Origin of the sequence: Aeromonas sp. s5, from assembly GCF_040907865.1 — a bacterium.
Taxonomy (GTDB): Bacteria; Pseudomonadota; Gammaproteobacteria; order Enterobacterales; family Aeromonadaceae; genus Aeromonas; species Aeromonas dhakensis.
In genome coordinates this window covers 36,420-60,459 of the sequence record NZ_JBFOCO010000002.1, presented here as the reverse complement: position 1 = coordinate 60,459, position 24,040 = coordinate 36,420, and the positions used below count along the sequence as shown (strand labels likewise).

Sequence of the window (24,040 nt, the reverse complement as noted above, 5' to 3'; positions counted from 1 at the left end):
CCGCTTATTGGTCTCGCAGGTTAAACGGACGAATGTAAGGCAGTGCTTCGGTGTCAAGGGAGGTGCCCTTGGAGCCGGTACCCACGCTACCCAATCCTTTCATTTCAAACTGAATGCCCAGGCTGCGCTCCGAAGTCGGACGCAGCGTCACGTTGTCCGGAGTGTTGACCCACTCCAGGTTGAAGTTGATGCTCCAGCAGCAGGAGTCGTACTTCAAGCCCACCTTGCGATCAGACTTCACGCTCTGGTTGAGCTCCTGGTAGTAACCCCCGTACAGGTGCCACTGATCGTTGAGCGGTGTGGTCAACAGCAGGCCGATCTGGTTGAGGTCGGTGACCTGTCCCCGGTTTTCGAGATCGTAGTTGGCGTCGCGCACGAAACGGTGGTTCAACTGGCTGATCAGCTTCTCGTGGCGATACTCGAGGGCGCTGTTGGCGGAGCTGAGCCTGCTCTGGTCCATATCATATTGCGCGCCGGCATGGGCAAACCACTGCTCGTTGATCTTGGCATCCCCCTCGAAGGAGAGCGGGGAGCGGGTGTTGGTGGTCAGGGTCTCGCTGGGATAGAGCTTGACCCTGGGCGCAACGAAATCGAAAGCTTGGGCAACGGCCAGCCGAATTCGTTCATCGCCGACCTCATCATATACCCGGCTGGTGAGGCCGATGGAGACTCTGTTGGAGTCGCTGATGCGATCCAGGCCGGCGTAGCGGCGGTCGCTGAACAGGCTGTAGTAGTCCTGGCGCATGGTGGTGGAGTCATAGACCCCTATGTTGTCCTGATCCTTGTAGGGCACATAGAGGTACTGGAACTCCGGCTCCAGGGTCTGGTTGGCATCGCCGCCAAACCAGTTCTGGTTGCGCTCGAAGGTCATGCCGCCCTTGAGGCGGAATGAGGGCAGGGTGCGGGTGATGATCCCTTCATCCAGGGTGACTCCGTTGGCGCCTGCAGGGGTGAAGCGGTTGACGAAGGTCTGGCTCATGTTGTCCGGCACTTCCTGATCGTAGCGGGTGTACATCAGCTTGTACTGGCTGTCGAGGTAGTAGCCAGCCTCGTCAATGAGCGGCATGGTCAGGGTCGGGGCCGTGTAGACCCGGGTGCCGGTGTAGGCGCTACCTTTGTTTTGCTCGATAGCCTGGGCATTGTTGTAGCCGAACTTGGTGATCTCGGTATTCCAGGCCAGATCATACCAGCTGCCCTGCTGGTAGTAGTTGTGGTTGATGCGCGGCATCAGCTCGTGGGGCTGCTGCGCGCTGGCCAGCAAGATTTGGTAGGTGCGCACCTCGGTGTTGATGTTCCAGTTGGGCTGGAAGTAACCGGCCATCAGGGACTGCTGCAACTGGTTGTCGACCTGGGTACCCACCTTGGGGGAGAAGTCGTTGAAGTAGTTGTAATCCCGATCCCGCACCTTGGTGTAGTCCATTGATACCCGCATGGCGTTGTCCATGAACATGGAGGTGTGACGGGCATTCAACAGGTAGCGGTGCCCGTCGGACATGGCCTGGTTGAGGCTCGGGGTCTCGTCGTACTGCTTGTCGTTGGCCAGGTTCTCGAAATAGAGGCTGCCCACGTGGGCCGGATCCGGCATGTAGCGGAACTGCACCTGCTCCATCAGGCCCCGTCTGTCCATGAAGCGGGAGGTGATGGTGGCATCGTAGTTGGGGGCTATGTTCCAGTAGAACGGCTGGGTGATGTCCATGCCGTTCTTGGAGCTCTGGGTGTAACCCGGGTAGAGCAGGCCCGTCTTGCGCTCATCCTTGATGGGGAAGTTGATGTACGGGAAGTAGAACACCGGATAGTCGTAGAGCCAGAGGCTGGCGTTCCAGGCTTCCCCGAACACCTCGGTCTGATCGATGTCGATGCTGCCCGCCTTCAGGGTCCACACTTCCTGGCCCGGTGGGCAGGTGGTGTACTGGGCCCCTTCCAGGGTGATGTTCTGGTTGTTGTTGGTCATGGTGACCCGGTCGGCAGAGCCGCGCACCGGCGAGCCATGCACCTGATACTTGCCCTCTTCCAGCTCGGAATTCTTGGTATCCAGGTTGGATTTCAGGGTCTTGTCGCTGGTGACCGTGATCTGGCCGTCGTTGTAATAGATGTTGCCGATGGCGATGACGTCCCGGCTCTTCTGATCGAGCTCGGCGTAGTCGGAATCGAACTTGCGCACGCCCTGGCGCACCTTGACGTCGCCCTGATAGACGGCGGTGCCGCCCTGCTTGGCTTCGAGGCGATCGGCATCCACCTCCACGGGCTGGGCATTGGCGTCGGTGCCGGGCGCCAGTTTTTCAATCTTGGGGACATAGTCATAGCAGAGCCCGTCCAGGATCCCGGTGGCGGGAGGCGGCGTCAGCGGCGCTGCCTGCACGATGGCAGGGGTCAGGGCAGGAACAAGGCTGATGGTCAGGGCGATGGGATAGGAGTATCCCAGTGTCCGTTTTGTCATGTGAAAGACTCGCGCAATCCGTGGTAGCTACGGCTGATTCAAGACATGCATTTTACGACAGGATTCATCGAGTTGACATTGCATGTCATTGCTTTATGTTAGCCGGCAATGATAAAGCATTATTGCGGCCAGGGCTAACAGCCAAGTGCTGCTTTCCAATTTGGTCCCCGACTTATGCACGATCGCGATTCCCTCTTGCTGCACTGGGCGCGCCGGATTTCCGGTGATGCCAGCCTTCAGTTGACCCTCATTTCCGGTGACGCCAGTTTTCGCCGCTACCACCGTGGCGGTGGCCTGATCTGGGTGGATGCCAACCCTAAAACCGAAAAAAATCATGAGTTTGTCCGCAATGCCTCGGCCCTGCATGCAGGCGGCCTGCTGTCCCCCGAGGTGCGGGCGGTGGACTACGAGCAGGGGCTGCTGGCGGTGACCGATCTGGGGGATACCCAACTTATTAGCTGCCTGAACGCAGACAATGTGCAGGCCTGGTACGGCAAGGCCATCGCGCTGCTGCCCCGTCTCGGCGCGGTTGAGCTGGACCTTGAGCCTTTTGATTCCGCCTTTATGGCGCGGGAGAACAGCATCTTCCCCGAGTGGCTGCTGGGTCACCATCTGCAACTGACCCTGAGCGATGAAGAGCAGCAGTTGCTCGATGAGACCTTCGCCTGCCTTACCGAGAACAACCTGGCCCAGCCGCAGGGGGTGATGCACCGTGATTTTCACAGCCGCAACCTGATGGTGTGCGGCTGCGAGACGCCGGATGAGAGCGAGCTGGCGGTGATCGACTTTCAGGACATGGTCATCGGCCCGCTCAGCTATGACCTGGTTTCGCTGCTGAAAGACTGCTACGTGCGCTGGCCGGACGCGGTGATCGAGCAGGGCATGCGACTCGGCTTCGATACTTTGCAGCAGGCCAATCTGCTGGGCGGGCTCGATTACGCCGCGTTTCGTCGCGCCGCCGACCTCACCGGCATGCAGCGCCACCTCAAGGCGGCGGGCATCTTCACCCGGCTCTACCATCGCGACGGCAAGTCCGGCTACCTCAAGGATATTCCCCGCACCCTGGGCTACGTGGTGGATGTCTGCCGCAGCCATGGCGCCGCCTATCCGGTGCTGGCCCGCTTCGGCCAGTGGCTGGAGCGGGTGGTGCTGCCCGGGCTGGCCCGCAGCGGAGTGGCGTCATGAAGGCGATGATCCTGGCCGCCGGACGCGGCGAGCGGATGCGCCCGCTCACCGACAGCCTGCCCAAGCCACTGCTGGCGGTGGGGGGCAAGCCGCTCATCGTGCACCATATCGAAAAACTCAAGGCGGCCGGCGTGACCGACCTGGTCATCAATCACGCCTGGCTCGGCCACAAGCTGGTGGAAGCGCTCGGCGATGGCCGTGCGTTCGGGGTCTCCATCCACTGGTCGGCCGAGGAGAGCGCGCTCGAGACCGCCGGCGGCATCGTACAGGCGCTGCCGCTGCTGGGCAGCGATCCTTTTCTGGTGATCAACGGCGATACCTGGCTCGACCTGGACTATCGCACCCTGGTGAGCCAGCCCCTTGGCGACCAGTTGGCCCACCTCTGGCTGGTGCCCAACCCGCCGCAGCATCCGGCGGGGGATTTTGCGCTGCAGGCGGGCAAGGTGGTTGATACCCCTGCGCTGACCTTCAGCGGCGTCGGGCTCTATCATCCCGCCGCCTTTGCCGGATTGGCGGCGGGGGCACGCAAGCTGGCGCCCTTGCTGCGGGGGTGGATGGCGCAAGGCAGGGTGGGCGGCAGCCTGCTGGCCGGCGAGTGGCGCGACATAGGGACGGCCCAGCGGCTGCACGAGCTGGACGATCAGTTGCAAGGACGCACTCATTAATTTCACGAGGTCTTGAACCATGCGTATTTGGGGTAAGGTGCTTGGCGCCTTCTTCGGTTTTCTGCTCGGCAACATCTTCGGTGCCCTGCTTGGCCTCTGGATCGGCCATCGCTTCGATCGGGGCATGGGCTTGAATTTTCGCCGCGCCCCCACCCAGCAGCAACAGGCGGTCTTCTTCCACGCCACCTTCGCCGTCATGGGCCACATCGCCAAGGCGAGCGGCCAGGTGACCGAGCAGGAGATCCGGGTCGCCTCCAACCTGATGGACCGGATGCGGCTGGCAGGCGAGCAGCGGGCTCGCGCCCAGGAGTCGTTCCGCCAGGGCAAGGAGGCGGACTTCCCGCTGCGGGAGACCCTAGCCGAGTTTCGCCAGGCCAGTCAGGGCCAGCGCGATATTCTGCGCTTCTTCCTCGAGGTACAGCTGCAGGCCGCCTTCGCCGATGGCAAGGTCGAGGCCAGCGAGCGTGCCATCCTGCACACCATCGCCGACGAGCTGGGCTTCAGCCGTATCGAGCTGGCCCGCATCCTGGCGATGGCCGAGGCGCAGATGAACTTCTTCAACCGGGCCCACGGCGGTCAGTATCAGAATGGCGGGCAGGGTGGTCAGCAGTATCGGCAGGAGGCCCCCTCCCGTGACAGGCTCAAGGATGCCTATCAGCTGTTGGGGGTGAGCGAGAGCGACAGCGATCAGGAGATCAAGCGCGCCTACCGCAAGGAGATGAGCAAACATCACCCGGACAAGCTGGCCGCCAAGGGCTTGCCGCCCGAGATGATGGAGATGGCCAAGGAGAAGACCCAGGAGATCCAGCAGGCCTGGGAGTGGATCCGCGAGGCGCGCGGCATTCGCTGAGCACCCCTTCATCAGCCATAAAAAATGCCCGTCGCTGACGGGCATTTTTGTTTGCGCAGTATTTGTGCGTCGCGGCTTAGTGGCTGTCGACCCAGACAAACTTGAGCACGAACAGCAGGGCCACCACCAGCACGCAGGGGTTGATCTCGCGCCAGCGGCCGGTGCCCGCCTTCATCACGCAGTAGGAGATGAAGCCCACGGCAATCCCCTCGGTGATGGAGAAGCTGAACGGCATCATGACGGCGGTCATGAAGGCCGGTACCGCTTCGGTCAGGTCTTCCCACTTAACCCGGGTCAGCTCGGAGCACATCAGCACACCCACATAGATGAGAGCCCCCGCCGCCGCATACGCCGGCACCATGGCGGCAACCGGAGAGAAGAAGATCGCCAGCAGGAACAGCAGGCCGACCACGATGGCGGTCAGACCGGTACGGCCGCCGACGGCGACGCCTGAGCTGCTCTCGATGAAGGCGGTGACCGAGGAGGTGCCCATGAAGGCGCCGCCGACGGAGCTGGCGCTATCCACCAGCAGGGCCTGCTTCATGCGCGGGAAGTGACCCTTGTCATCGGCCAGCTTGGCGCGGTTGGTGACGCCGATCAGGGTGCCGGAGGAGTCGAACAGGTTGACCAGCATGAAGGAGAAGATGATCCCGGCCAGGCTGATGTCGAGCGACCCCATCAGATCCAGCTGGCCGAACACCGGCTCTATGCTGGGAGGCATGGAGACGAAGCCCTTGAAGGTGACGTCGCCAAACAGCCAGCCCAGGGTGGTGGTCACCACGATGGCGATCAGCACGGCGGAGTGGACGCCGCGGGCCGAGAAGATGCAGATCAGGAAGAAGCCGAGCAGCCCCAGCAGGCAGGGCAGGGAGGTGAGGTTGCCCACTGTCACCATGGTCGCGGGGCTGGCCACCACGATGCCGGCGTTGTGCAGGCCGAGCAGGGCGATCAAGAGGCCGATGCCGGCGGTGATGCCGACCCGCAGGGTGAGCGGAATATTGGCGATGAGCCAGTAGCGCACCCGCAGCAGGGTGAGGATCAGCAGGCCCATGGCGCCCCAGAAGATGGTGCCCATGCCCACTTGCCAGGAGTAACCCATGCCGGCCACCACCACGAAGGCGAAGAAGGCGTTGAGGCCCATGGCGGGAGCCAGCGCTATGGGCAGGTTGGCCAAGAGGCCCATCAGGATGCTGCCGATGCCGGCGATGAGGCAGGTGGTGACGAACACGGCCTGGGTGTCCATGCCGGCCGCAGAGAGGATCTGCGGGTTGACGAAGACGATGTAGACCATGGTCAGGAAGGTGGTGATGCCGGCGATCACTTCGGTGCGGGCGTTGGTGCCATGGCCCTTCAGGGCAAACAGACGCTCAAGCAATCCTTGCCCGGCGGCCTGTGCGGGGGCCTGGTGTGGTTGATTCATGTTGGATTCCAATAGGTGACGTGAAATAAGCAGCAGGAGAGGGGCATCCTCCATGGGGGAGTGACGCCCGCTTTCTGGTGGTTAAACAACCAGACTCGTCCTGATACCGTGACAGCGCGCACATTTTTACACAGGCGGCGCCGTTTACAAACCCCGGATCTGCGAGGCGGATCAATGAATAGAGCAAAAATTCAAACGTTTTCCCGGCCGAAAATAAAAAAGGTTCTCGCTGGAGAACCTTTTGAGGGGCAGGGGTCGGGTCAGAGGGTCTTGAAGTAACGCTCCACCAGCTGGGCCAGCACGGAGTCGAGCTTGTCCTGCACCTCTCCCAGTTCCCGCCCCATGTGGCGCAGGAAGAGGCTGGCCTGCTCCTCGCTCAGCTTGCGGCCGTCGATGAAGAACTCCTGTTCCGGCAGCTGCTTGTCATAGCGGGGCAGCAGGGTCCAGTTCACCAGCTCCGGCTCCACGGCGGCGAAGATCCTGGCGGCGGCGGCACAGAAGGTCTCGATGTGCGCCTTGCCGTCCGGCCCGAGGCAGCCCGGTTCAACCCGGATCTGGATGGTCAGTTTCCTCTCTGTGGTGGGCTGGGTCGTCATCTTGCTACATCCATGCATAAAAGGTATCCGTCTTGGATTGTAAGCCATCGGGCACAAGAAAGGGGAGCCTGGGCTCCCCTTGTCGCATTTGCCGGTTTACTTGGCGATGCGCTTGTACTTGGCTCTGTGCGGCTGGACCGCCTCGGCGCCGTAGGTCTTCTTCTTCCACTCTTCGTATTCGGTGAAGTTGCCTTCGAAGAATTCGATCTTGCCCTCGTCCTGATAGTCCAGGATGTGGGTGGCGATGCGGTCGAGGAACCAGCGGTCGTGGGAGATGACCATGGCGCAGCCCGGGAACTCCAGCAGGGCATTCTCGAGGGCGCGCAGGGTTTCGATGTCCAGATCGTTGGTCGGTTCATCCAGCAGCAGCACGTTGCCGCCAGTTTGCAGCAGCTTGGCCAGGTGCAGACGGCCGCGTTCACCACCGGAGAGCTCGCCGACCCGCTTCTGCTGATCGGCGCCCTTGAAGTTGAAGCGGCCGATGTAGGCGCGGCTCGGGAACTCGTAGTTGCCGATGCGCAGGATATCCTGACCGTCGGCGACTTCCTCGAATACCGTCTTCTTGTCATCCATGCTGTCGCGGAACTGATCGACAGAGGCCAGCACCACGGTTTCACCCAGGGTAATGGCGCCGGAATCCGGCTGCTCCTGACCCGACATCATGCGGAACAGGGTCGATTTACCGGCACCGTTCGGGCCGATGATGCCGACGATGGCCCCCTTCGGAATGGCAAACGACAGATCGTCGATCAGCACCCGATCACCGTAGGATTTGCGCAGGTTGGCCACTTCCACCACCTTGTCGCCGAGGCGCGGTCCGGGCGGAATGAACAGCTCGTTGGTCTCGTTGCGCTTCTGGTAGTCGTTGGTGTTGAGCTCTTCGAAGCGGGCCATACGGGCTTTGGATTTGGCCTGACGGCCTTTCGGGTTCTGGCGAACCCACTCCAGCTCTTTCTCGATGGACTTGCGGCGAGCCGCTTCCGTGCTGGCTTCCTGTGCCAGACGGGCATCTTTTTGCTCCAGCCAGGAGGAGTAGTTGCCCTCCCACGGGATACCTTCGCCGCGGTCCAGCTCCAGGATCCAGCCGGCCACGTTGTCGAGGAAGTAACGGTCGTGGGTGATGGCCACGACGGTGCCCTCGTAGTCGTGCAGGAAGCGCTCCAGCCAAGCCACGGACTCGGCGTCCAGGTGGTTGGTCGGTTCGTCCAGCAGCAGCATGTCCGGCTTTTCCAGCAGCAGGCGGCACAGCGCCACACGGCGGCGCTCACCACCGGAGAGGTGCTTGATCTTGGCATCCCAGGCCGGCAGGCGCAGGGCGTCGGCCGCGCGCTCCAGCTGGTTTTCCATGTTGTGGCCACCCTGGGCCTGGATGATGGCTTCCAGCTCGCCCTGTTCGCGGGCCAGCTTGTCGAAATCCGCATCCGGGTCGGCGTAGGCCGCATAGACCTCGTCCAGCCGGGCCATGGCGCGTTTCACCTCGCCGACCGCCTCTTCGACCGCTTCGCGTACGGTCTGCTCCGGATCCAGCTTGGGCTCCTGCGGCAGGTAGCCGATCTTGATGCCGGGCTGCGGACGGGCTTCCCCTTCGATCTCGGTATCTAGCCCTGCCATGATGCGCAGCAGGGTCGATTTACCGGCGCCGTTCAGACCCAGCACGCCGATCTTGGCGCCCGGGAAGAAGGAGAGGGAGATGTTCTTGAGAATATGACGCTTGGGCGGCACTACCTTGCCGACCCTGTTCATGGTGTAAATAAATTGAGCCATTGGCTAATTCTCTTCCTTTTCAGCAGGTTAATGTCTTGGCACTAACAGACTGATGTCGTGGTGGGGCCAGGTCGGCGGGTCGCCAACCGGGTTCCAAAAAACCCGTCGATTGTAAACCAATGGGCGAGGGGGGGCAAAGGTGGTACCCGGCCGGCCATCCCCTTTGCCGGGGCCATCACAGCCTGCTGCAACGGGCCGCCAAACTTGGCATGATGAAGGCCCAGTTTGCCCCGGAGTTTGCATGACCAGCCTGCCCTCTGCCCCGCCTCTGGCGGCCACCCTCGCCGCCATGGGGTTGGCACCCGCCATCGGCGAGCCGCTTGCCGGCCGCCTGCCCCGTTTGACCTTGCAGCCGGGTCAGCCGCTGCTGGCCCAGGGGGCGATGCAGGAGTCGGCCTTCTATATCGAGCGGGGCATCACCCGTGCCTGCCACTACGCCCGGGGCGGGCAGGAGCGCTGCAAGGAGTTCTACTTCGAAGGGGAGCTCTGTCTGCTCTACGACAGCTGGCTCAGCGGGTCGCCTGCCCGCTACCAGCTGGAGGCCGTCACGGCGCTGCAACTGGTGCGGGTGCCGCTCGTTCTGCTGGACGAGCCCGCCTGGCAGCCGGTTTGCATGGCCCTGCTGCGCCAACAGCTGTGTTACAAGGAGCGCAAGGAGGCCTTCTTGCTGCTCCACTCCCCCGAGGAGCGCTACCGGGAGCTCTGCCGCACCTTCCCCCACTGGCCGGCGCGGCTCACCCAGGTGCAGCTCGCCAACTATATCGGCATCAGCCCGGTCACCCTGTCGCGGATCCGCCGGCGCATTAACACGGGTTAATGCCGCGCCGCGCCCATTCCCGCCATGCTGGGCCCCTCGAACAAGCCTGGAGCGGGGATGATGTCGCTGTTTTTGTGGTCACAACTGGTGGTGAGCCTGGCGCTGCTGCTGGATCTGCTGTCGTTTCAGCTGCGGGCGCGCCGGGCCATTCTGGCCTGTCTGGCGCTCTCCTGCGCCCTCAATGGCGCCCATTTCGCGCTGCTGGGACAGTGGTCTGCCGCCCTGCTGCTCTGGCTGGCGAGTCTGCGCTTCGTGGTCAGCATGCTGGCCACTCATCGCCTCTTGATGTGGCTCTTTATGGGGTTGTCCTGCCTCGCGGTGCTCGCCACCTATCAGGGGCCGCTCGCCCTGCTGGGGTTGCTGGCCAGTCTGCTGCAGACCCGGGCTGCGTTTTGCCCGGATGATCGCCTGCTGCGGCGCTGGATGCTGCTGGGCACTCTCTGCTGGCTGGCCAACAACCTGCTGGTGGGGTCGCCCGTGGCGGCGTTGATGGAAGGGCTGTTTCTGGTCAGCAATCTGGTGGGCTACTACCGCCACTATGGGCGCAGGGCGTGTCCGGGGAGTTGATATCGGCTGCGGGATAAACCGTGGGCCAAGTCCCGCTTGATAGGGATTACCAAGCAAAGAGGCCGCCACTGTGGCGGCCTCTTTGGCATGTCAGGCTTTGTTGAAGCCATTGATGAGCGCTTTTGCGTAGTCGATGACGAACTGCTGGCAGTGGATGGCGGTGTGCGGATCGAACTCCTCGCCGTGCAGATCGCTGTTGGAGAGCACCCGGATGCCGACGAAGGGGACCTTGTAGGCCTCCGCCACCAGGGCGGCGGACGAGGTCTCCATCTCTTCCGCGGCGGTCTGGTAGGTCTGGTGCAGCCAGTTGATGCGGGCGACCTGGCGGTTCCACTCGTCGGCGGTGCCTATGATGCCGGGAACCACCCGACCGTGACGATAACGGTCAGCCATGCCGAGGGCGCGGCCGACCAGCTCGGGATCGCCGGCAAAGGCGGTGTGTTCCACCAGCTTGCCGTTGTCGCGCAGGCGCATGGTGACCTCGAAGTTGTGCCATTTGCTCGGATCGACGCCCTGCTCGGCGGGCGTCAGGTCACTGCGGTAGGCCCCCATGTTGAAGCTCTTGGTGCCGATGACGATGTCGCCCCGGTGCAGCGCCGGATCGTGGCCGCCCGCCGTGCCCTGATTGATGACGAGGCGCGGCCGGAAGCGCTCCATGGCGAGGGTGGTGGCCGCGGCGGCATTGGCCAGTCCCACCTCGGTGCGGGAGACGACCACCGGATAACCCGAGAGAGTGCCCTGCCAGTAGGTCCAGGCGCCCACGGTCAGCTCTTGCTTGTCCTTGAGGGCGGCCACCAGGGTCTCGACTTCGACATCCATTGCCCCCTGGATCAGGATGGGGGCGGGGGCCGGAGTGGCTGCCACGACGGCGGAGGAGAAGAGGGCAAACAGGGTGAGCAGGCGCGAGCAGCGTTTGATGAAATTCATGGATTACCTGTAGAACGTGCGAGAAAGCGCCGGATCCTACCGAAAGGCAAACGATTGCGCAAATGCAGGTGTGGTTTTTGTCAATAGCAGGCCGGCAGGAAGTCGGGTTCAGGGCTGCTTGTGGCCGGCGAAGTAGAGCACCCGCCGCACATATTGCTGGGTCTCCTGATAGGGGGGGATGCCGCCATACTGCTCCACCGATTTTTCGCCGGCGTTGTAGGCCGCCGACATCAGGGTCCAGTTGCCATCGAAATGGGTGTGCAGCCACTTGAGGTAGGCCACGCCCCCCTTGATGTTCTGCTCCGGATCGAAGGGGCGGGTCACCCCGAAGCGCTGCTGGGTCTCGGGAATGAGCTGCATCAGCCCCTGGGCATTCTTGGGGGAGACGGCGCGGCTGTCGAGGTTGGATTCGGCGATGGCGATGGCCAGTACCAGCCGCTCGTCGATGCGGTGGCGCTTGGCGGCGTGGCGCAGCATGTTGGCCAGCTTCTGTTTGGCGGGCGACTGGCGGGCCAGATAGGCCTCCAGATTGAAAGGGGTGGTGGGGATGGCGGCGAAGTAACCGCCGGATCCGCCGACGCCGCTGCCGCACTGCTCCCCCATCACGGCATTGCCGACCCGGCTGTTGTAGTAACGGATGGCCTGCTGGTTGCCAAGGCGGATCGCCATGGCCAGGTAGGCGTTGGCCATTCGGGGGTTGCGAACCGAGCCCGGGCCGGTGGCGAGCAGGCGGCCGATGCGAAAATAACCTTCCGGGTTACCCGTGGTGGCGGCGGCGCAGTAGAAGTGGATGGCCTGGGTCAGGTTGCCCTGACTCTGTGCCTGTTGACCTTGCTTCAGTGCGCTGAGCGCCTTGGGCGCCTGTCTGAAATCCCTGCTTTGCGCCGCTGCCTGCACGTTACCGGCCAGCAACAGCGATAAAAAAAGCAGCAAAAACAGCCTGTTTTCGCTGAGGCTCGACATGGATTCTCTCCTGTTGGGGTACAGAAGATATAGGGGAACATGGCCCGTTCTGCCATTAATCCAGTGGATCCTGTTGTTATTGATCCGGGTATCCAGAGATCAAAACGATATGGAACCAATGACCGATGCAGTCCTAGCAGGGGCTGGCCGTGCATCCAGGTGGTCGGTGGCGATAAAGAGGTGGCTAAATCAGTTGTCCCTGGCCCCTCAGACGTCGAGGTGATAGGGCTGCTCGTCCGGCTCGGCGGCGGGCAGCTGGCGATACATCAGGCGAATTTCGCTCGCCACCCAGAGCGATAGCAGGCCGAGCAGGCTCAGCAGCGGCGCCAGGGTATGGCTCTGTTGCAGTCCGTAGGCAGACAGGGCGGCGCCCAGCAACAGCAGAATACGGATCATGAGGTGACTCCTTCTCATCATGGTGAGGGGGCGGATGCGTGCCCGTGTGGCACCAAGTGCGGCCAGTATACCCCAGCCGGTGCCCGGCAAACCGCTATCCGCCTCACATCCCCATCCTAAGGGGGAGGTGGTGCGGCGCCATTCCATTAACTCATCAAACAATTTTCAGCTGGCCGTAGCAGGGCGCACCCAGTGTCCGGTCGGGATGGCTACTCCAGCTCAGCGGGTTGGTAGTAGTCGAGATACCAGCGCACGAAGGCGGCGACCCCTTCCTCGATGGAGGTGGCGGGGCGCAGGCCGGTGAGGGTGTGAAGGGGCTCGCTGTCGGCCCAGGTGGCGTGCATGTCGCCCGCCTGCATCGGCAGCATCCGCTTGATGGCGGGCTTGTCCAGCGCCTGTTCCAGCGCCTCGATGAAGTCGAGCAGCCGCACCGGCTGGCCATGACCGATGTTGAGGATGCGGTAGGGGGCGGCGCTCTCGGCCGGGCTCTGCTCGCCGGCGTGCCAGTGAGGGTTGGGGCGGGGTGGCAGCTCGGCGACGGCGAGGATCCCCTCGACGATGTCGTCGATGAAGGTGAAGTCGCGGCTGAGATCGCCCTGGTTGTAGACGTCGATGGGTTCGCCCGCCAGGATGGCGCGGGTGAACCTGGCGATGGCCATGTCCGGTCGGCCCCAGGGACCGTAGACGGTGAAGAAGCGCAGCCCTGTGGTGGGCAGGCCGTAGAGCGCCGAGTAGGCGTGGGCCATCAGCTCGCCGCTCTTCTTGGTGGCGGCATAGAGGGAAACCGGGTGGTCCACCTGCTGATCGGCACTGAACGGCAGCTGCTCGCCCATGCCATAGACCGAGCTGGAGGAGGCGTAGATCAGATGCCGGATGTCGTGCTGGCGGCACCCCTCCAGCACCGTCAGCATGCCGGTGAGGTTGCTCTCACTGTAGGCAAAGGGGTTTTCCAGCGAGTGGCGCACTCCCGCCTGGGCGCCCAGGTGGATCACCCGCTCGAACTGCCCCTCGGCAAACAGGGCGGCCATGCCGGCCCGGTCCGCCAGCTCGCCCTCTACAAAGCGAAAATGGGGGAAGGGGGTCAGCATCGACAGGCGAGCCTCTTTGAGGCTCACCTCGTAGTAGTCGTTGAGGTTGTCCAGCCCCACCACCTGATGACCCGCCTCGCACAGCCGTCTGGCGACGTGAAAACCGATAAAACCGGCGGCGCCGGTGACCAGATACTTCATGGCTGGGGTCCTGTGCAGATCATGGGGCTCCTGATGGTGGTGCTGGAGTTGGGGCTGCGCGCGTTGTAGCAGAGCCGGCGCGTCTGTGCCATGGCAAACCGCCCTTTTCGTCAAGGTGGGGGCGGCTCAGGCGCGGCATGCTGCATCTTGGTGCAGCGGCTGTCAATGGAGAATGACAGGCACCAAAACGGGGCGTGGGTGGCGACTATTGTGAGCATGGTCGCAAAAAATAGACTGAATCCCATAACGAAGCCCTGTGGACAGGGCTCGCGCCCGCCCTGCGGGCAACAGACACTCTTTCACTTCGCTATTGGATACCGGTTATGGACAACACCCCCGTCTCGGCGCAGTCCGCTCGTACTGCGCACCCCCTCTATGAAGACATCATCGCCCTGCTGACCGCCGCTGGCTTCGTCTCCCTCGGCATCTTTCTGTTTCATCAGGTGGGCCTGCTCACCGGCGGCACCGCCGGGCTGGCACTGCTGCTGCAGCAGGTGACCGGGCTGAGCTTCGGCCTGCTGTTCTTCGGCATGAACCTGCCCTTCTATGCCCTGGCCTGGCTCAGGATGGGGCCACGCTTCACCCTCAACACCTTCGTCTCGGTGGCGACCGTCTCCTTTATGACGGATCACCTCAATGCAGTGCTGCAGATAGGCAAGATTGAGCCGGTCTACGCGGCGCTCATCGGTGGCACCCTGATCGGCATGGGGCTGCTCATCATGTTCCGCCACAAATCGAGCCTGGGCGGCTTCAACATCCTGGCGCTGTTTATCCAGGATCGCTTCGGCATCCGTGCCGGCAAGCTGCAAATGGGGCTGGATTGCACCATCGTCATCGCCTCCTTCTTCGTGGTGCAGCCCTGGATCCTGGCCCTCTCCGTGGTGGCGGCCATCATCTGTAACCTGGTGTTGACACTCAACCACAAGCCGGGTCGCTATCAGTTGGCGTGAGGCCTCTGTGAGCCGGGTGGAAAAAGGGTGTGCAGCCGATGATCGGGCAGCGGTGAGGAGAGACCCCAGTGCACCCTGTGCCGCAGCAGATTGCCCTGGGCTTCCAGCCGGATCAGGATCTGGTTGAAGGCTGCCAGCTGCGCCTCGCTCATGCGTTGGCGGTTGAAGGCGATGTAGTAGTTCGCCTCGTGACTCTTTTGCCATAGCCTGATCTTCGAGGCGCCACTGAGGTTGAGTCGATAGAGGGCCACATCCAGGTTGGAGAAGTAGAGGTTGTAGCGCCCCTGTCGTTCTATCTTGAGCAGGTTCGCATAATCATCGTTGACGTTGAGTTCCAGCTGCATCGGGGGGATCCCCTGCTGGTGCAGGGTGTCGTCCAGCTGGCGCAGCAAGGTCTCGCTGAACGAGCCTCTGGTTACCCCGATCCGTGCGTGACCAAGGCGAGCCAGAGTCAGCGGCGCGTCAATTTCATCGACGTGGGCAAAGATGCCCCAGCTCGCCTTGCACAGCGGTACCGAGTAGCTCAGCGTCTTTGCCCTGGCATCGCTCCAGGCGAGCGGAAACATGCCGTCCACTTCCCCCAGATCCAGCTCTTTTCTGGCCCGCAGATTGGGGCGCAGCGTGATCTGGCACCCCTCAGGCCAGTAGCTGCACGCCTCTTTGACCATGTCCACCATGGCGCCGGTCGGCTGGTTGTCACTGCCCATGAAGCTGTAGGGAGCAAACTCCTGGACGACCAGACGCAGGGGGGCGGCAACGCAGAGAGGGGAGAGGAGCCAGAGCAACAGCAGACGAGCAGGCATGGGGCAAGCATCCGTGATTGACACCCTTGCAGTATGAGCGAGAAATCGCCCTACAGGACGACGGTATACATCCCCTGCGGGTCTGTGATCACCCGGGCCGGGTAGTCGTAGAGCCGGTCGATGAGATCAGGCGTCAGCACCTCGCGCGGGGTGCCGTCGGCCATCACTCTGCCCTGCTCCAGCATCACCAGCCGGTCGGCGTAACGGGCCGCCAGATTGAGGTCGTGCAGCACCACCAGCACGGCGGTATGACGGGCGGCGAGGGCGCGCGCCATGGTAAGCAGCTGGTGTTGGTACTTGAGATCGAGCGCCGAGGTGGGCTCGTCCAGCAGCAGCAGCCGCGCTTGTTGCGGTTCCTCCGGGGCCTGCCAGATCTGGGCCAGCACCCGGGCGAACTGTACCCGCTGGCGTTCCCCGCCGGAGAGACCGGGATAGAGGCGACCGGCCAGATGATCCACCCCGGCATGGGTCATGGCGGCCCGCACTATCTCGTCGCGTCGGCTGGCCGGCTCGCTGTGGGGCAGTCGGCCCATGGCCACCACCTCTTCGCACAGGAAGGGGAAATTCAGGGACGAGCTCTGCGGCAACACGCCGACACGGTGGGCCAGCTCGTTGCCGGCCCACTCCCGCCGCTCCCGGCCAAACAGATCTATCTCCCCCTGATGTTCCAGCTCGCCGGTGAGGCATTTGAGCAGCGAACTCTTGCCGGCGCCGTTGGGGCCGAGCAGGGCGGTGAGGCTGCCCGCCTGCAGGCTGAGGTCGAGCCTGTCCAGGATGGGGCGGCCGCCCCGGCTGAGGCTGAGCTGACGACAGTGCAGCAGGGTCGATGAAGCTGACAAGATGAGTCCTCCGGTTAAAGGGTGCGGCGGCCCTTGACCAGCAGCCAGATGAAGAAGGGGGCGCCCAGCAGGGCGGTGATGATGCCGACCGGCATCTCGGCCGGTGCCAGCAGGGTGCGGGCCAGCATGTCGGCACCCAGCAGCAGGGCTGCCCCGAGCAGGGCGGAGAGCGGCAGCAACCGGACGTGGTTGGGGCCAGCCAGCAGCCGCACCAGGTGGGGCACCACCAGGCCGACGAAACCTATCATGCCGGCCACTGCCACCGCCACGCCGACCCCGGCGGCGGTGAGCAGGATCAGCCGCCGCTTGAGGGACTGCACCTGAATGCCGAGGTGGCGGGCCTCCCCTTCACCCAGCAGCAGGGCGTTGAGGGGGTTGGCATCGCGCAAGAACAGGATGAGCAGGGCAACCAGGGTCAGCAGCGCCAGCGCCACGTCCACCGGCTTGCCCGCCGCCAGCGACCCCATCTGCCACAGGCTCAGGTTGCGCAGCATCTGATCGTCGGCAAGATAGGTAAGCAGGCCGATCACGGCGCCGGACAGCGCAGTGACGGCCACCCCGGCCAGCAACATGACGGTGACCGAAGTGCCCCCCTCCCGGGTGCCGAGCAGATAGACGAGGGTGGTGGTCAGCGCCCCGCCGAGGAAGGCGAGCAGGGGCAGCAGGCCGATGCCGAGCAGGCTCTGCCACTGCTGGCCGAGGGGGGCCAGCAGCACGATGGCCAGCGCCGCGCCGAGCGCCGCCCCGCCGGAGACCCCGATGATGCCGGGGTCGGCCAGGGGGTTGCGAAACAGCCCCTGCATCACGGCGCCGCAGAGGCCGAGAATCCCCCCCACGGCGATGCAAAGCAGGGTGCGCGGCAGGCGGATCTCCTGCACGATCAGCAGTTTGTGGGCCTCAATCCCGCTCCCTTGGCCGGCGAACAGGGCACGCAGGCTCTCGCCAAAGGAGAGGGTCATGGGGCCGGTGGCCAGCGACCCGACCAGCAGCAGCGCCAGTGCGCCGCCGGTGAGGCATAGCAGCCAGGGCAGTGGCAGACGCATCATGAACCCAGCTTGATCCACTTGGCGATCTGGCTGGCCTGCTGCAGCGAGGTGAGGCTGAGCCCCCCTTGCAGGGCGTGACCATCGATGGCGTGAATGGCCCTGTTCTTGCCGGCCGGGGTGGCGGAAAGGGCGGGCACCTGGCTCAGCACGGTTTCAGGATCCTGGTACTGCTGCCAGTCGCGGCCGCTCACCAGCACCAGATCGGGCTGCAGTTCGATCAGGGATTCGGTGGAGACGGGCTTGTAGTCTTGCAGCTGGGCCACCGGGTTGACGCCGCCGGCCAAGGTGAGCAGGGCACTGGCGGTGGTGTTGCCGCCGGCGATGCTGGTGGGCTGGCCCTTGTGCAATAGCAGGAAGACCACCTTGAGCGGCTTGTTCTGCTTGGCCTGAACGGCCAGCTGCTCGCTCTGGGTCTGGATCTCGGCCTTCAGACGGGTGCCGGCGGCCGGGTCCTTGAGCAGGGTGGCCAGGGTATCGATGCGCTGATTGAGGTTGGCGAGGGTGGGGGCGGTGGGCAGTACGTCCACCTCGACCCCTGCCCGGCGCAGCTGCTCCAGGGCGGGTGGTGGCCCCATCTCGTCGCTGCCGACCAGCCGGGTCGGCGCCAGGCTCAGGATCCCTTCGGCGGCGAGGGCGCGGTGATAGCCGACCCGCGGCAGGTTCTTCGGCTCCGGGCTGCTGATGTCGGTGGCAATGAGGCTCTGCTCGCCCCCGAGTGCCAGAATGAGTTCAGTGGTGGCCGGGCCTATGCTGACGATACGCTCCTGCGCCAGAGCGGGCAGGGACAGGGCTGAGCAGCCGAGCAGGCTGAGTGCGAGGGCAAAACGACGGCCCATGCTAACCTCCGAAGGGTGAATGAAGTGGGATTGTCGCCGAGAATATCAAGCTGTCGAAAAAAATGCACTGAGAATGAAAGCGATTATCAATTGCATTGGTTTGGGGCCTTCATTACAGTATCCGCCATGACAGAACAGGGATGCCGCAGGCATCCCAAGGGAGAACCGATGAGCATTGCACAACGCATTCATGGGCTGCTGGCACAAGATCCCGGCGCTCACCCGTCCACCATCGCCGCCGAGCTGGCCGTCAGCGAATGGGAGGTGGTGCGCCACCTGCCGGCCGAGCTGGTTACCCTGGTGCCCGCCGAGCAGGCAGAAGCCCTGCTGGCGGATCTGGCCGACTGGGGCCAGGTGACCACCATCGTCGAGTCCGACGGCTCCATCTTCGAGGTGAAGGCCCCCTTCCCCCGCGGCAAGAGCGCCCGTGGCTACTACAACCTGATGGGGCGTGACGGCGAGATGCACGGCCACCTCAAGCTCGACAACGTGGTCGGTATTGCCCTGGTCAGCAAGCTGTTCATGGGCAAGGAGGGGCACTCCTTCCAGTTCTTCGGCCACAGCGGTCGCTGCATTTTCAAGGTCTATCTGGGGCGTGACGAGCAGCGTCAGCTGCTGCCGGCCCAGGTGGAACGCTTCATGGCCCTGCGCCACCAGTATCAAGAGGAAGTCAAAGCATGAGTGAACGTCAGGAGCGTCTGCAGAACCGCCTGCAACCGGAGATCCGCGAGTTTCGCGACGGTTGCCGCACCCTGCAGCTGGCGACGGTGGACAGTGAAGGCAACCCCAATGCCAGCTATGCCCCCTTCGTGCTGCAGGAAGATGGCTACTATGTGCTCATCTCCGAGATCGCCCGCCACGCCCGCAACCTGCAACAGGTGCCCAAGGTGTCGCTGATGCTGATCGAGGACGAGAACGGGGCCCGCGAACTGTTTGCCCGCAAGCGCCTCACCTTCGATGCGCTGGCCGAAGTGGTGGCCCGCGACGACGTGCGCTGGGAGAAGGCCGTGGCGGCGCTGGAAGGGCGCTTTGGCGAGATAGTCAAAGGGCTCTCCAATCTCAAGGACTTCGTGCTGTTTCGTCTCAAGCCCGAGCAGGGGCTGTTCGTCAAGGGCTTCGGCCAGGCGTTCCGGGTCTCCGGTGACGAGCTGGTGGACTTCGTCCATCTGGTGGAAGGGCACAAGCGCATCGACAATGGCGCCGAGCTGACCAGCCCGGCCGACGCGCCGGTCTGATCCGCGCGGATCGCCAGGATGACAAAACGGGCAGCCCTGGGGCTGCCCGTTTTTTTATGGACGGTTTTCCCTCAATCCTGCCAGGAGGCCTTGTTGGGAAAGGCGTCGCGGTCGGCCCGGGTGGCGGTCTCGTTGCATTCACCCCGGATCTTCCAGGAAGTCTGGCTGAGCACTATGTAGCCTTCGCGGCAGTATTTGCGCTCGGTCAGTGTCTGGGTGAGCTGGGCATCCTGCAGTGCTTCGCGCCGCTCCAGCAGGCTCTTGTTCCTGCTCAGCCTGCTGCCGTCATCGTTCTGGAGGCGGGTGGGCAGGGTATCGAGCGGGGCGGCCTCGAAGGTGAAGCGCTTGCTTCCCTCCTCGTTGATGTGGGTCCTGAACAGAGGGGCCGGGCCATCCGGCTGGCGCCCCGGCAAGCCGGAGCAGGCGGTGATTGCCGGTAACAGCAGCGTGAAGGCAACGGCAGAGAGTAGACGCACACAAGACTCCAATCGGGTGATCGCTTCAAAGCGGGCAGATTAACATGCCGGCTCGGGTTGGGTGGCGCCGAGCAGCTCATCCGTCGTGAGCAGGGTCACGCTTCTGCCTTTTGGCAGGCTGAGGTGACGCCACATCCAGTGATGGTGCTCGATGATCTGCTCCGCGCTCAGGTGGGGCCTGTCCGCCGTGGTGTGGGCGTCGGTCACCGCCACCACCTCGAAACCGCGGGCGGCGGCGCTGCGCAGGGTAGTGTCGACGCAAAAATCGGTGGCACAGCCGCAGACGAGCAGCCTGTCCACCGGCTGCTCCGCCAGCAGGAAACCGAGCTCGGTGTCGAGAAAGCTGTCGCAGGCGGTCTTGCGCACCCGGCTGTCATGCCCCTCTGGGGCGAGATCGGCGTGCAGCTGCCAGCCCGGACTGGCGGGATCCACTTCGGAACCGGGGGCATCGTGCTGCACATAGATGACACGACCCTGTTCTGCCCGCACGCGCTCGGCCAATCGATTGATATTGGCGATGACCTGGGCGTCCTGATGGCGAGGCTGAGTGAACAGCCCCTGTTGCATGTCGATGACCAGTAACACATCCATATGAAATCCTTGGGCAATTGTTTGTCAGGGTGGCAGCCACTGGGCTCCTCAGACGCAAGGTCAGGGTTGCAGCCACTGGCTGCAGTCACGACTGCGGGATTGATGCAGTGCGCCCATATCTTGCTTCATTTCATCGGCATTTAGCCAGCGTTCCGGCAGGGGGGCGATGCCGACCCGCACGTCGGCCACCCGGCCGGCTGCCGCTGCTTGCTCCTTACCCGCTTGCGGCGCCGTCAGCTCAGGCACGACCAGCGCCACCTTGAGGGCCGGGTTGCGGCTGGCGATGCGGCTGGCCAGCCCCAGTCCCCCCTCCACGTGGAAGTTGCCGGCTATGTGCATGATACGCCGGCCCGGGTGGCTGCGCAGGTAATCCACCATGCTCTCGGCCATGGTGTCGTCCCAGCTGGTCTGGGCGGCAAAACGGCGGGCGTTGCCGTCGGCATCCCCATGATGGAGCGAGGCCATGAATTTCTGGCGATAGGGGTCATCGCCGAGGGTGAGGGTGCGGGCCAGCTGGCTGCGGCGGCTGGCGGGCAGCTGATCCAGCCAGGCCGGCCCCTCCTGGCCGACACAGCTCACCAGCGGTTTGGGGGCATTGGCGGCGATGACCGGCAGGTGGTGCGCCTTGGCGAACTCCACCAGCGGGCGATAGTCGCTCGGGTAGTTGGGCCAGGCGTTGCTGTCGCGAATGAGGGCGGCCTCGCCGATGCGACCGGCCAGGTAGGCATCCAGCACCGGCTGATCGGCGCGGCTGAACTGCTCCATGGAGAGCACCAGGGGGCGGCCGTCTGCCTGCGCCGTGTCGGCCAGGCCCGCCAGCATTCTTGCCTGCAGCAGGTGCACCGCCGGGTGGGTGTGCAGCTCGCCCACCAGCACTATGTCGGCATCCGCCACCCGGGCCAGGGCCTGCTCCAGGGTGAGCGCATCCCCCTGGGTGGCCTTGAGCTGATAGTGATAGAGGGTGCCGGCATCGTTGACGGGGGCCGTCGTGGCACAGGCGGCCAGCAGCAGGGGCAGAGTGAGCAGGGGCAGAAGTCGGGTCATGGGTGTCTCGCAGCGATGAGGTGCCTGCACCATACAATGGCAGCATGGCGGGCGGGAAAACAGAGGGGCGTAGTGTAGAACCTAATCATGACAAAAGAAAATGAGAATGATTCCGTTTATTATTGATCTTTGTTGAGAGGTGAGTAAGATGCCTGCTGTTTGATAACAGTTCTCAATAAGGATTTGCAGTGGCCCATAACAACACCCTATCGCTGGTCGCCCTTGCCGTGGCGGCCGGCCTCGCTTCCCCGGTTTTTGCGGCGGACAAGAAAGCAGATGACGTCATGGTGGTCAGTGGCTCCCGGATGGAGCAGAAACTGGAAGATGTCTCCGGTCCCATCTCGGTCATTACCGCCGAACAGATTGAAGAGCAGGTGGTGAGCAACGTCGCCGACCTGTTTCGTTACGAGCCGGGCGTCACCGCCCTCGGCGGTGCCGGCGATGCCCAGACCTTCATCATTCGCGGCATGGGCGAGAACCGGGTCAAGATAGTGCGCGACGGCGTGCGCGAGAACGACGCCTACAAAAATGGCGGCGTGGGCCAGAGCTATTTCGACACCGACATGATCAAGCAGGTCGAGGTGGTCAAGGGGCCGGCCTCGGCCGCCTACGGTTCCGATGCGCTGGGTGGCGTCATCGCCATCACCACCAAGGATGCGGCGGATTTCCTCAAGGGGCGCGACAGCTATCTGGACGCCACCTCCGGCTACGCCTCCAGCAGCCACCAGAAGATGGCGGGCTTTACCGGTGCCCTGCGTACCGGCGAGCTGGAAAACCTGCTGCGCTACACCTGGCGTGACGGCGGGGTGACCCAGAACTACGACAGCGACAAGAACGAGTTCGACATCGTCAGCCAGGCGCTGCTGTTCAAGAGCCAGTGGAACCTGAGCGATAGCCAGTTCCTCAAGCTGACCGTCGACTACTTCACCGAGGGTCAGGACCCCGACGCGGTCGACCTCACCAAGGCCGGCTCTGTCTTCAACCAGCCGATCACCGACAAGGATACCGACAACCTGTCGCTGGTGCTGGATCACGGCATCGCCCTGCAGGCGCCCTGGGTCGATCGCATCGACAGCAAGATCTACTACGCCCGCACCAAGCAGACCATGGATCAGTACGCCTCCTCCAAATACCCGGTGCGGCCGACCAACCCCTATGTGACCAAGAACTCGCTGGATCACAACGGTTTCGAGCAGAAGAGTCTGGGCGCCCAGGTGAAGTTCAGCAAGGCGCTGGATAGCCAGCGACTGGCCTGGGGCCTGGAGTATGAGCACACCGACAACGAGCGGACCCGCTTCAAGGCGCCGACCGTGGCGGGGGATTTTGAAGGCTACAGCGAGCTGAGCTTCCCCTCCACCACCACAGAGCACGGCGCCCTGTGGGCGTTTGACGAGCTGAAGTTCGGCGAGCGCTGGGTGCTGACGCCGGGGGCCCGCTATGACTACTACCGGATGAACCCGGATCAGGATCCCGCCTACACGGGCGAGAATCTCAAACGCTTCTCCGAAGGGGAGTTCTCGCCCAAGCTGGGGCTGGTGTTCAAGGCGCACGAGGCGGCCAACCTGTTTGCCCAGTACAGCCACGGCTACAAGACCCCCATGTATGACAACGCCTTCTCCACCCTGAACCATCAGGCGTACGGCTATCGCATCGAGCCCAACACCAACCTCAAACCCGAGAGCAGCGACGGCATCGATCTGGGGGTGCGCGGCAGCGCCGGTGGCTTCAGCTATGAAGTGGCCACCTTCTACAACAAGTACGACGACTTCATCGAGCTGGGCCAGGTGAGCACCGAAGGGCGCACCGCCGTCTACCAATACCAGAACCTGGACAAGGCCACCACCAAGGGGGCCGAGGCCAAGGCGGACTACTGGCTGAACGGTCTGGTCAACGTCTGGGGCAATCTTTCCTACATCGAGGGCAAGGATGGCGACGGCAACTACATCAACAGCCTGAGCCCGCTCAAGGGGACCCTGGGGGTACGACTGGAGCAGGCCAACTGGAACATCAACACCGCCCTGCGCTTTGCCGACGACATGAGCAAGGTGGGCAAGGATGCCAAGGGCAACGACAACATCAAGAGCGCGGGCTGGGGCGTGGTGGACATCTACGCCCAGTTCAAGCCGGTGCAGGATCTGCAGTTCAACGTGGGCGTCTTCAACCTGTTCGACAAGGAGTACGTCAACTACGAGAGCATCACGGGGCAGAGCGCCAGTGCCAGCACCAGCAACAAGACCGAGCCGGGCCGCAACCTGAGTGCACGGGTCAAGTACGTGTTCTGATGAATACCCATCACGACAAGGGGCCTGCGGGCCCCTTTTTCATGGCGCAAGCGAGCGGCCAAAAAGAAACCCGCCGGTGGCGGGTGGAAGGATTGCAACACTAACCAGGAGGAGGTGTTACT

24 protein-coding genes are annotated in these 24,040 nt (G+C 63.5%); 9 read left to right on the top strand and 15 right to left on the bottom strand.

What is annotated here, in order from left to right; translation table 11 throughout:
• Positions 1-4: 4 nt before the first annotated feature.
• Entirely contained in the window at positions 5-2,437 is a 2,433-nt protein-coding gene (gene lptD, locus AB5Y94_RS00285; RefSeq protein WP_368204449.1) for an LPS assembly protein LptD, read from the bottom strand.
• Between the two features lie 174 nt (positions 2,438-2,611).
• On the opposite strand from lptD, the gene AB5Y94_RS00280 reads away from it, so the two are divergent.
• From AB5Y94_RS00280 to djlA, 3 genes are read left to right on the top strand one after another with little or no spacing between them, the layout of a single operon-like run.
• Entirely contained in the window at positions 2,612-3,622 is a 1,011-nt protein-coding gene (locus AB5Y94_RS00280) for an aminoglycoside phosphotransferase family protein (RefSeq protein ID WP_054544198.1), read from the top strand.
• On the top strand, positions 3,619-4,287 hold the full coding sequence (gene murU / locus AB5Y94_RS00275; RefSeq protein ID WP_368204448.1) for an N-acetylmuramate alpha-1-phosphate uridylyltransferase MurU: 669 nt from the start codon (positions 3,619-3,621) through the stop codon (positions 4,285-4,287). The genes AB5Y94_RS00280 and murU overlap by 4 nt, the downstream gene beginning before the upstream one ends.
• A gap of 19 nt (positions 4,288-4,306) precedes the next feature.
• Positions 4,307-5,137, top strand: a complete 831-nt coding sequence (djlA, locus tag AB5Y94_RS00270; protein WP_017779140.1) for a co-chaperone DjlA — start codon at positions 4,307-4,309, stop codon at positions 5,135-5,137.
• A 76-nt stretch (positions 5,138-5,213) separates the two neighbouring features.
• Here djlA and AB5Y94_RS00265 read toward each other — a convergent pair whose 3' ends face one another.
• From AB5Y94_RS00265 to ettA, 3 genes are all read right to left on the bottom strand, one after another.
• Entirely contained in the window at positions 5,214-6,557 is a 1,344-nt protein-coding gene (locus AB5Y94_RS00265) for an NCS2 family permease (RefSeq protein ID WP_005304142.1), read from the bottom strand.
• A 260-nt stretch (positions 6,558-6,817) separates the two neighbouring features.
• On the bottom strand, positions 6,818-7,153 hold the full coding sequence (locus AB5Y94_RS00260) for a hypothetical protein (RefSeq protein WP_368204447.1): 336 nt from the start codon (positions 7,151-7,153) through the stop codon (positions 6,818-6,820).
• Positions 7,154-7,249: 96 nt separating this feature from the next.
• Positions 7,250-8,917 carry an energy-dependent translational throttle protein EttA gene (gene ettA / locus AB5Y94_RS00255; RefSeq protein WP_005304135.1) on the bottom strand — a complete coding sequence of 556 codons (1,668 nt, stop codon included), beginning with the start codon at positions 8,915-8,917 and terminating at the stop codon, positions 7,250-7,252.
• Between the two features lie 241 nt (positions 8,918-9,158).
• On the opposite strand from ettA, the gene AB5Y94_RS00250 reads away from it, so the two are divergent.
• Together AB5Y94_RS00250 and AB5Y94_RS00245 are read left to right on the top strand one after the other, a co-directional pair.
• Positions 9,159-9,734, top strand: a complete 576-nt coding sequence (locus AB5Y94_RS00250; RefSeq protein ID WP_368204446.1) for a Crp/Fnr family transcriptional regulator — start codon at positions 9,159-9,161, stop codon at positions 9,732-9,734.
• A 57-nt stretch (positions 9,735-9,791) separates the two neighbouring features.
• On the top strand, positions 9,792-10,301 hold the full coding sequence (locus AB5Y94_RS00245; protein WP_268000505.1) for a YgjV family protein: 510 nt from the start codon (positions 9,792-9,794) through the stop codon (positions 10,299-10,301).
• A gap of 90 nt (positions 10,302-10,391) precedes the next feature.
• On the opposite strand, the gene AB5Y94_RS00240 is transcribed toward AB5Y94_RS00245, so the two are convergent.
• The 4 genes from AB5Y94_RS00240 to AB5Y94_RS00225 all read right to left on the bottom strand — a co-directional run bounded on the left by AB5Y94_RS00240 (position 10,392) and on the right by AB5Y94_RS00225 (position 13,816).
• Positions 10,392-11,228 (bottom strand): 5'-methylthioadenosine nucleosidase, encoded by an 837-nt coding sequence (locus AB5Y94_RS00240; RefSeq protein ID WP_268000506.1) that lies wholly within the window; start codon positions 11,226-11,228, stop codon positions 10,392-10,394.
• Positions 11,229-11,336: 108 nt separating this feature from the next.
• Entirely contained in the window at positions 11,337-12,191 is an 855-nt protein-coding gene (locus tag AB5Y94_RS00235; protein WP_019840200.1) for a lytic transglycosylase domain-containing protein, read from the bottom strand.
• Positions 12,192-12,398: 207 nt separating this feature from the next.
• Positions 12,399-12,587, bottom strand: a complete 189-nt coding sequence (locus tag AB5Y94_RS00230) for a hypothetical protein (RefSeq protein WP_011704892.1) — start codon at positions 12,585-12,587, stop codon at positions 12,399-12,401.
• A gap of 209 nt (positions 12,588-12,796) precedes the next feature.
• Positions 12,797-13,816 carry an NAD-dependent epimerase gene (locus tag AB5Y94_RS00225; RefSeq protein ID WP_054544205.1) on the bottom strand — a complete coding sequence of 340 codons (1,020 nt, stop codon included), beginning with the start codon at positions 13,814-13,816 and terminating at the stop codon, positions 12,797-12,799.
• A gap of 323 nt (positions 13,817-14,139) precedes the next feature.
• Here AB5Y94_RS00225 and AB5Y94_RS00220 point away from each other — a divergent pair, with 323 nt between their 5' ends.
• On the top strand, positions 14,140-14,766 hold the full coding sequence (locus tag AB5Y94_RS00220; protein WP_005304112.1) for a YitT family protein: 627 nt from the start codon (positions 14,140-14,142) through the stop codon (positions 14,764-14,766).
• Here the strand turns inward: AB5Y94_RS00220 and AB5Y94_RS00215 are convergent.
• From AB5Y94_RS00215 to AB5Y94_RS00200, 4 genes are read right to left on the bottom strand one after another with little or no spacing between them, the layout of a single operon-like run.
• Positions 14,754-15,569, bottom strand: a complete 816-nt coding sequence (locus AB5Y94_RS00215; RefSeq protein WP_010634925.1) for an ABC transporter substrate-binding protein — start codon at positions 15,567-15,569, stop codon at positions 14,754-14,756. The genes AB5Y94_RS00220 and AB5Y94_RS00215 overlap by 13 nt on opposite strands.
• Before the next feature lie 50 nt (positions 15,570-15,619).
• Complete coding sequence (locus AB5Y94_RS00210) at positions 15,620-16,408, bottom strand: heme ABC transporter ATP-binding protein (RefSeq protein ID WP_201970395.1); 789 nt, start codon at positions 16,406-16,408, stop codon at positions 15,620-15,622.
• A 14-nt stretch (positions 16,409-16,422) separates the two neighbouring features.
• Positions 16,423-17,454 (bottom strand): iron ABC transporter permease, encoded by a 1,032-nt coding sequence (locus AB5Y94_RS00205; protein WP_274438117.1) that lies wholly within the window; start codon positions 17,452-17,454, stop codon positions 16,423-16,425.
• Positions 17,451-18,290, bottom strand: coding sequence for a hemin ABC transporter substrate-binding protein (locus AB5Y94_RS00200; protein ID WP_368204445.1), 840 nt, complete (start codon positions 18,288-18,290; stop codon positions 17,451-17,453). The genes AB5Y94_RS00205 and AB5Y94_RS00200 overlap by 4 nt, the downstream gene beginning before the upstream one ends.
• Positions 18,291-18,458: 168 nt before the next feature.
• Between AB5Y94_RS00200 and hutX the strand changes: the two genes are divergently transcribed.
• Both hutX and hutZ read left to right on the top strand, forming a co-directional pair.
• Positions 18,459-18,971: a heme utilization cystosolic carrier protein HutX gene (gene hutX, locus AB5Y94_RS00195; RefSeq protein WP_005304096.1), complete on the top strand. Its 513-nt coding sequence runs from the start codon at positions 18,459-18,461 to the stop codon at positions 18,969-18,971.
• Complete coding sequence (hutZ, locus tag AB5Y94_RS00190) at positions 18,968-19,525, top strand: heme utilization protein HutZ (protein WP_005304092.1); 558 nt, start codon at positions 18,968-18,970, stop codon at positions 19,523-19,525. Before hutX ends, hutZ begins: the two co-directional genes overlap by 4 nt.
• A 71-nt stretch (positions 19,526-19,596) precedes the next feature.
• Here the strand turns inward: hutZ and AB5Y94_RS00185 are convergent, their stop codons facing one another.
• From AB5Y94_RS00185 to AB5Y94_RS00175, 3 genes are read right to left on the bottom strand one after another with little or no spacing between them, the layout of a single operon-like run.
• Positions 19,597-20,001, bottom strand: coding sequence for a hypothetical protein (locus AB5Y94_RS00185; protein WP_368204444.1), 405 nt, complete (start codon positions 19,999-20,001; stop codon positions 19,597-19,599).
• A gap of 39 nt (positions 20,002-20,040) precedes the next feature.
• Entirely contained in the window at positions 20,041-20,592 is a 552-nt protein-coding gene (locus AB5Y94_RS00180; RefSeq protein ID WP_017784347.1) for a cysteine hydrolase family protein, read from the bottom strand.
• Between the two features lie 60 nt (positions 20,593-20,652).
• Positions 20,653-21,636, bottom strand: a complete 984-nt coding sequence (locus AB5Y94_RS00175) for a ChaN family lipoprotein (protein ID WP_368204443.1) — start codon at positions 21,634-21,636, stop codon at positions 20,653-20,655.
• Between the two features lie 188 nt (positions 21,637-21,824).
• Here AB5Y94_RS00175 and AB5Y94_RS00170 point away from each other — a divergent pair, with 188 nt between their 5' ends.
• Entirely contained in the window at positions 21,825-23,918 is a 2,094-nt protein-coding gene (locus AB5Y94_RS00170; RefSeq protein ID WP_368204442.1) for a TonB-dependent hemoglobin/transferrin/lactoferrin family receptor, read from the top strand.
• Positions 23,919-24,040 lie beyond the last annotated feature (122 nt).

Coding starts and splice junctions, on each gene's coding strand:
- AB5Y94_RS00240 (WP_268000506.1), bottom strand. CDS start 11,228: ATGAATTTCATCAAACGCTGCTCGCGCCTGCTCACCCTGTTTGCCCTC.
- ettA (WP_005304135.1), bottom strand. CDS start 8,917: ATGGCTCAATTTATTTACACCATGAACAGGGTCGGCAAGGTAGTGCCG.
- AB5Y94_RS00250 (WP_368204446.1), top strand. CDS start 9,159: ATGACCAGCCTGCCCTCTGCCCCGCCTCTGGCGGCCACCCTCGCCGCC.
- AB5Y94_RS00245 (WP_268000505.1), top strand. CDS start 9,792: ATGATGTCGCTGTTTTTGTGGTCACAACTGGTGGTGAGCCTGGCGCTG.
- AB5Y94_RS00205 (WP_274438117.1), bottom strand. CDS start 17,454: ATGATGCGTCTGCCACTGCCCTGGCTGCTATGCCTCACCGGCGGCGCA.
- murU (WP_368204448.1), top strand. CDS start 3,619: ATGAAGGCGATGATCCTGGCCGCCGGACGCGGCGAGCGGATGCGCCCG.
- lptD (WP_368204449.1), bottom strand. CDS start 2,437: ATGACAAAACGGACACTGGGATACTCCTATCCCATCGCCCTGACCATC.
- djlA (WP_017779140.1), top strand. CDS start 4,307: ATGCGTATTTGGGGTAAGGTGCTTGGCGCCTTCTTCGGTTTTCTGCTC.
- hutX (WP_005304096.1), top strand. CDS start 18,459: ATGAGCATTGCACAACGCATTCATGGGCTGCTGGCACAAGATCCCGGC.
- AB5Y94_RS00200 (WP_368204445.1), bottom strand. CDS start 18,290: ATGGGCCGTCGTTTTGCCCTCGCACTCAGCCTGCTCGGCTGCTCAGCC.
- AB5Y94_RS00220 (WP_005304112.1), top strand. CDS start 14,140: ATGGACAACACCCCCGTCTCGGCGCAGTCCGCTCGTACTGCGCACCCC.
- AB5Y94_RS00280 (WP_054544198.1), top strand. CDS start 2,612: ATGCACGATCGCGATTCCCTCTTGCTGCACTGGGCGCGCCGGATTTCC.
- AB5Y94_RS00260 (WP_368204447.1), bottom strand. CDS start 7,153: ATGACGACCCAGCCCACCACAGAGAGGAAACTGACCATCCAGATCCGG.
- AB5Y94_RS00175 (WP_368204443.1), bottom strand. CDS start 21,636: ATGACCCGACTTCTGCCCCTGCTCACTCTGCCCCTGCTGCTGGCCGCC.
- hutZ (WP_005304092.1), top strand. CDS start 18,968: ATGAGTGAACGTCAGGAGCGTCTGCAGAACCGCCTGCAACCGGAGATC.
- AB5Y94_RS00230 (WP_011704892.1), bottom strand. CDS start 12,587: ATGATCCGTATTCTGCTGTTGCTGGGCGCCGCCCTGTCTGCCTACGGA.
- AB5Y94_RS00180 (WP_017784347.1), bottom strand. CDS start 20,592: ATGGATGTGTTACTGGTCATCGACATGCAACAGGGGCTGTTCACTCAG.
- AB5Y94_RS00215 (WP_010634925.1), bottom strand. CDS start 15,569: ATGCCTGCTCGTCTGCTGTTGCTCTGGCTCCTCTCCCCTCTCTGCGTT.
- AB5Y94_RS00235 (WP_019840200.1), bottom strand. CDS start 12,191: ATGTCGAGCCTCAGCGAAAACAGGCTGTTTTTGCTGCTTTTTTTATCG.
- AB5Y94_RS00225 (WP_054544205.1), bottom strand. CDS start 13,816: ATGAAGTATCTGGTCACCGGCGCCGCCGGTTTTATCGGTTTTCACGTC.
- AB5Y94_RS00265 (WP_005304142.1), bottom strand. CDS start 6,557: ATGAATCAACCACACCAGGCCCCCGCACAGGCCGCCGGGCAAGGATTG.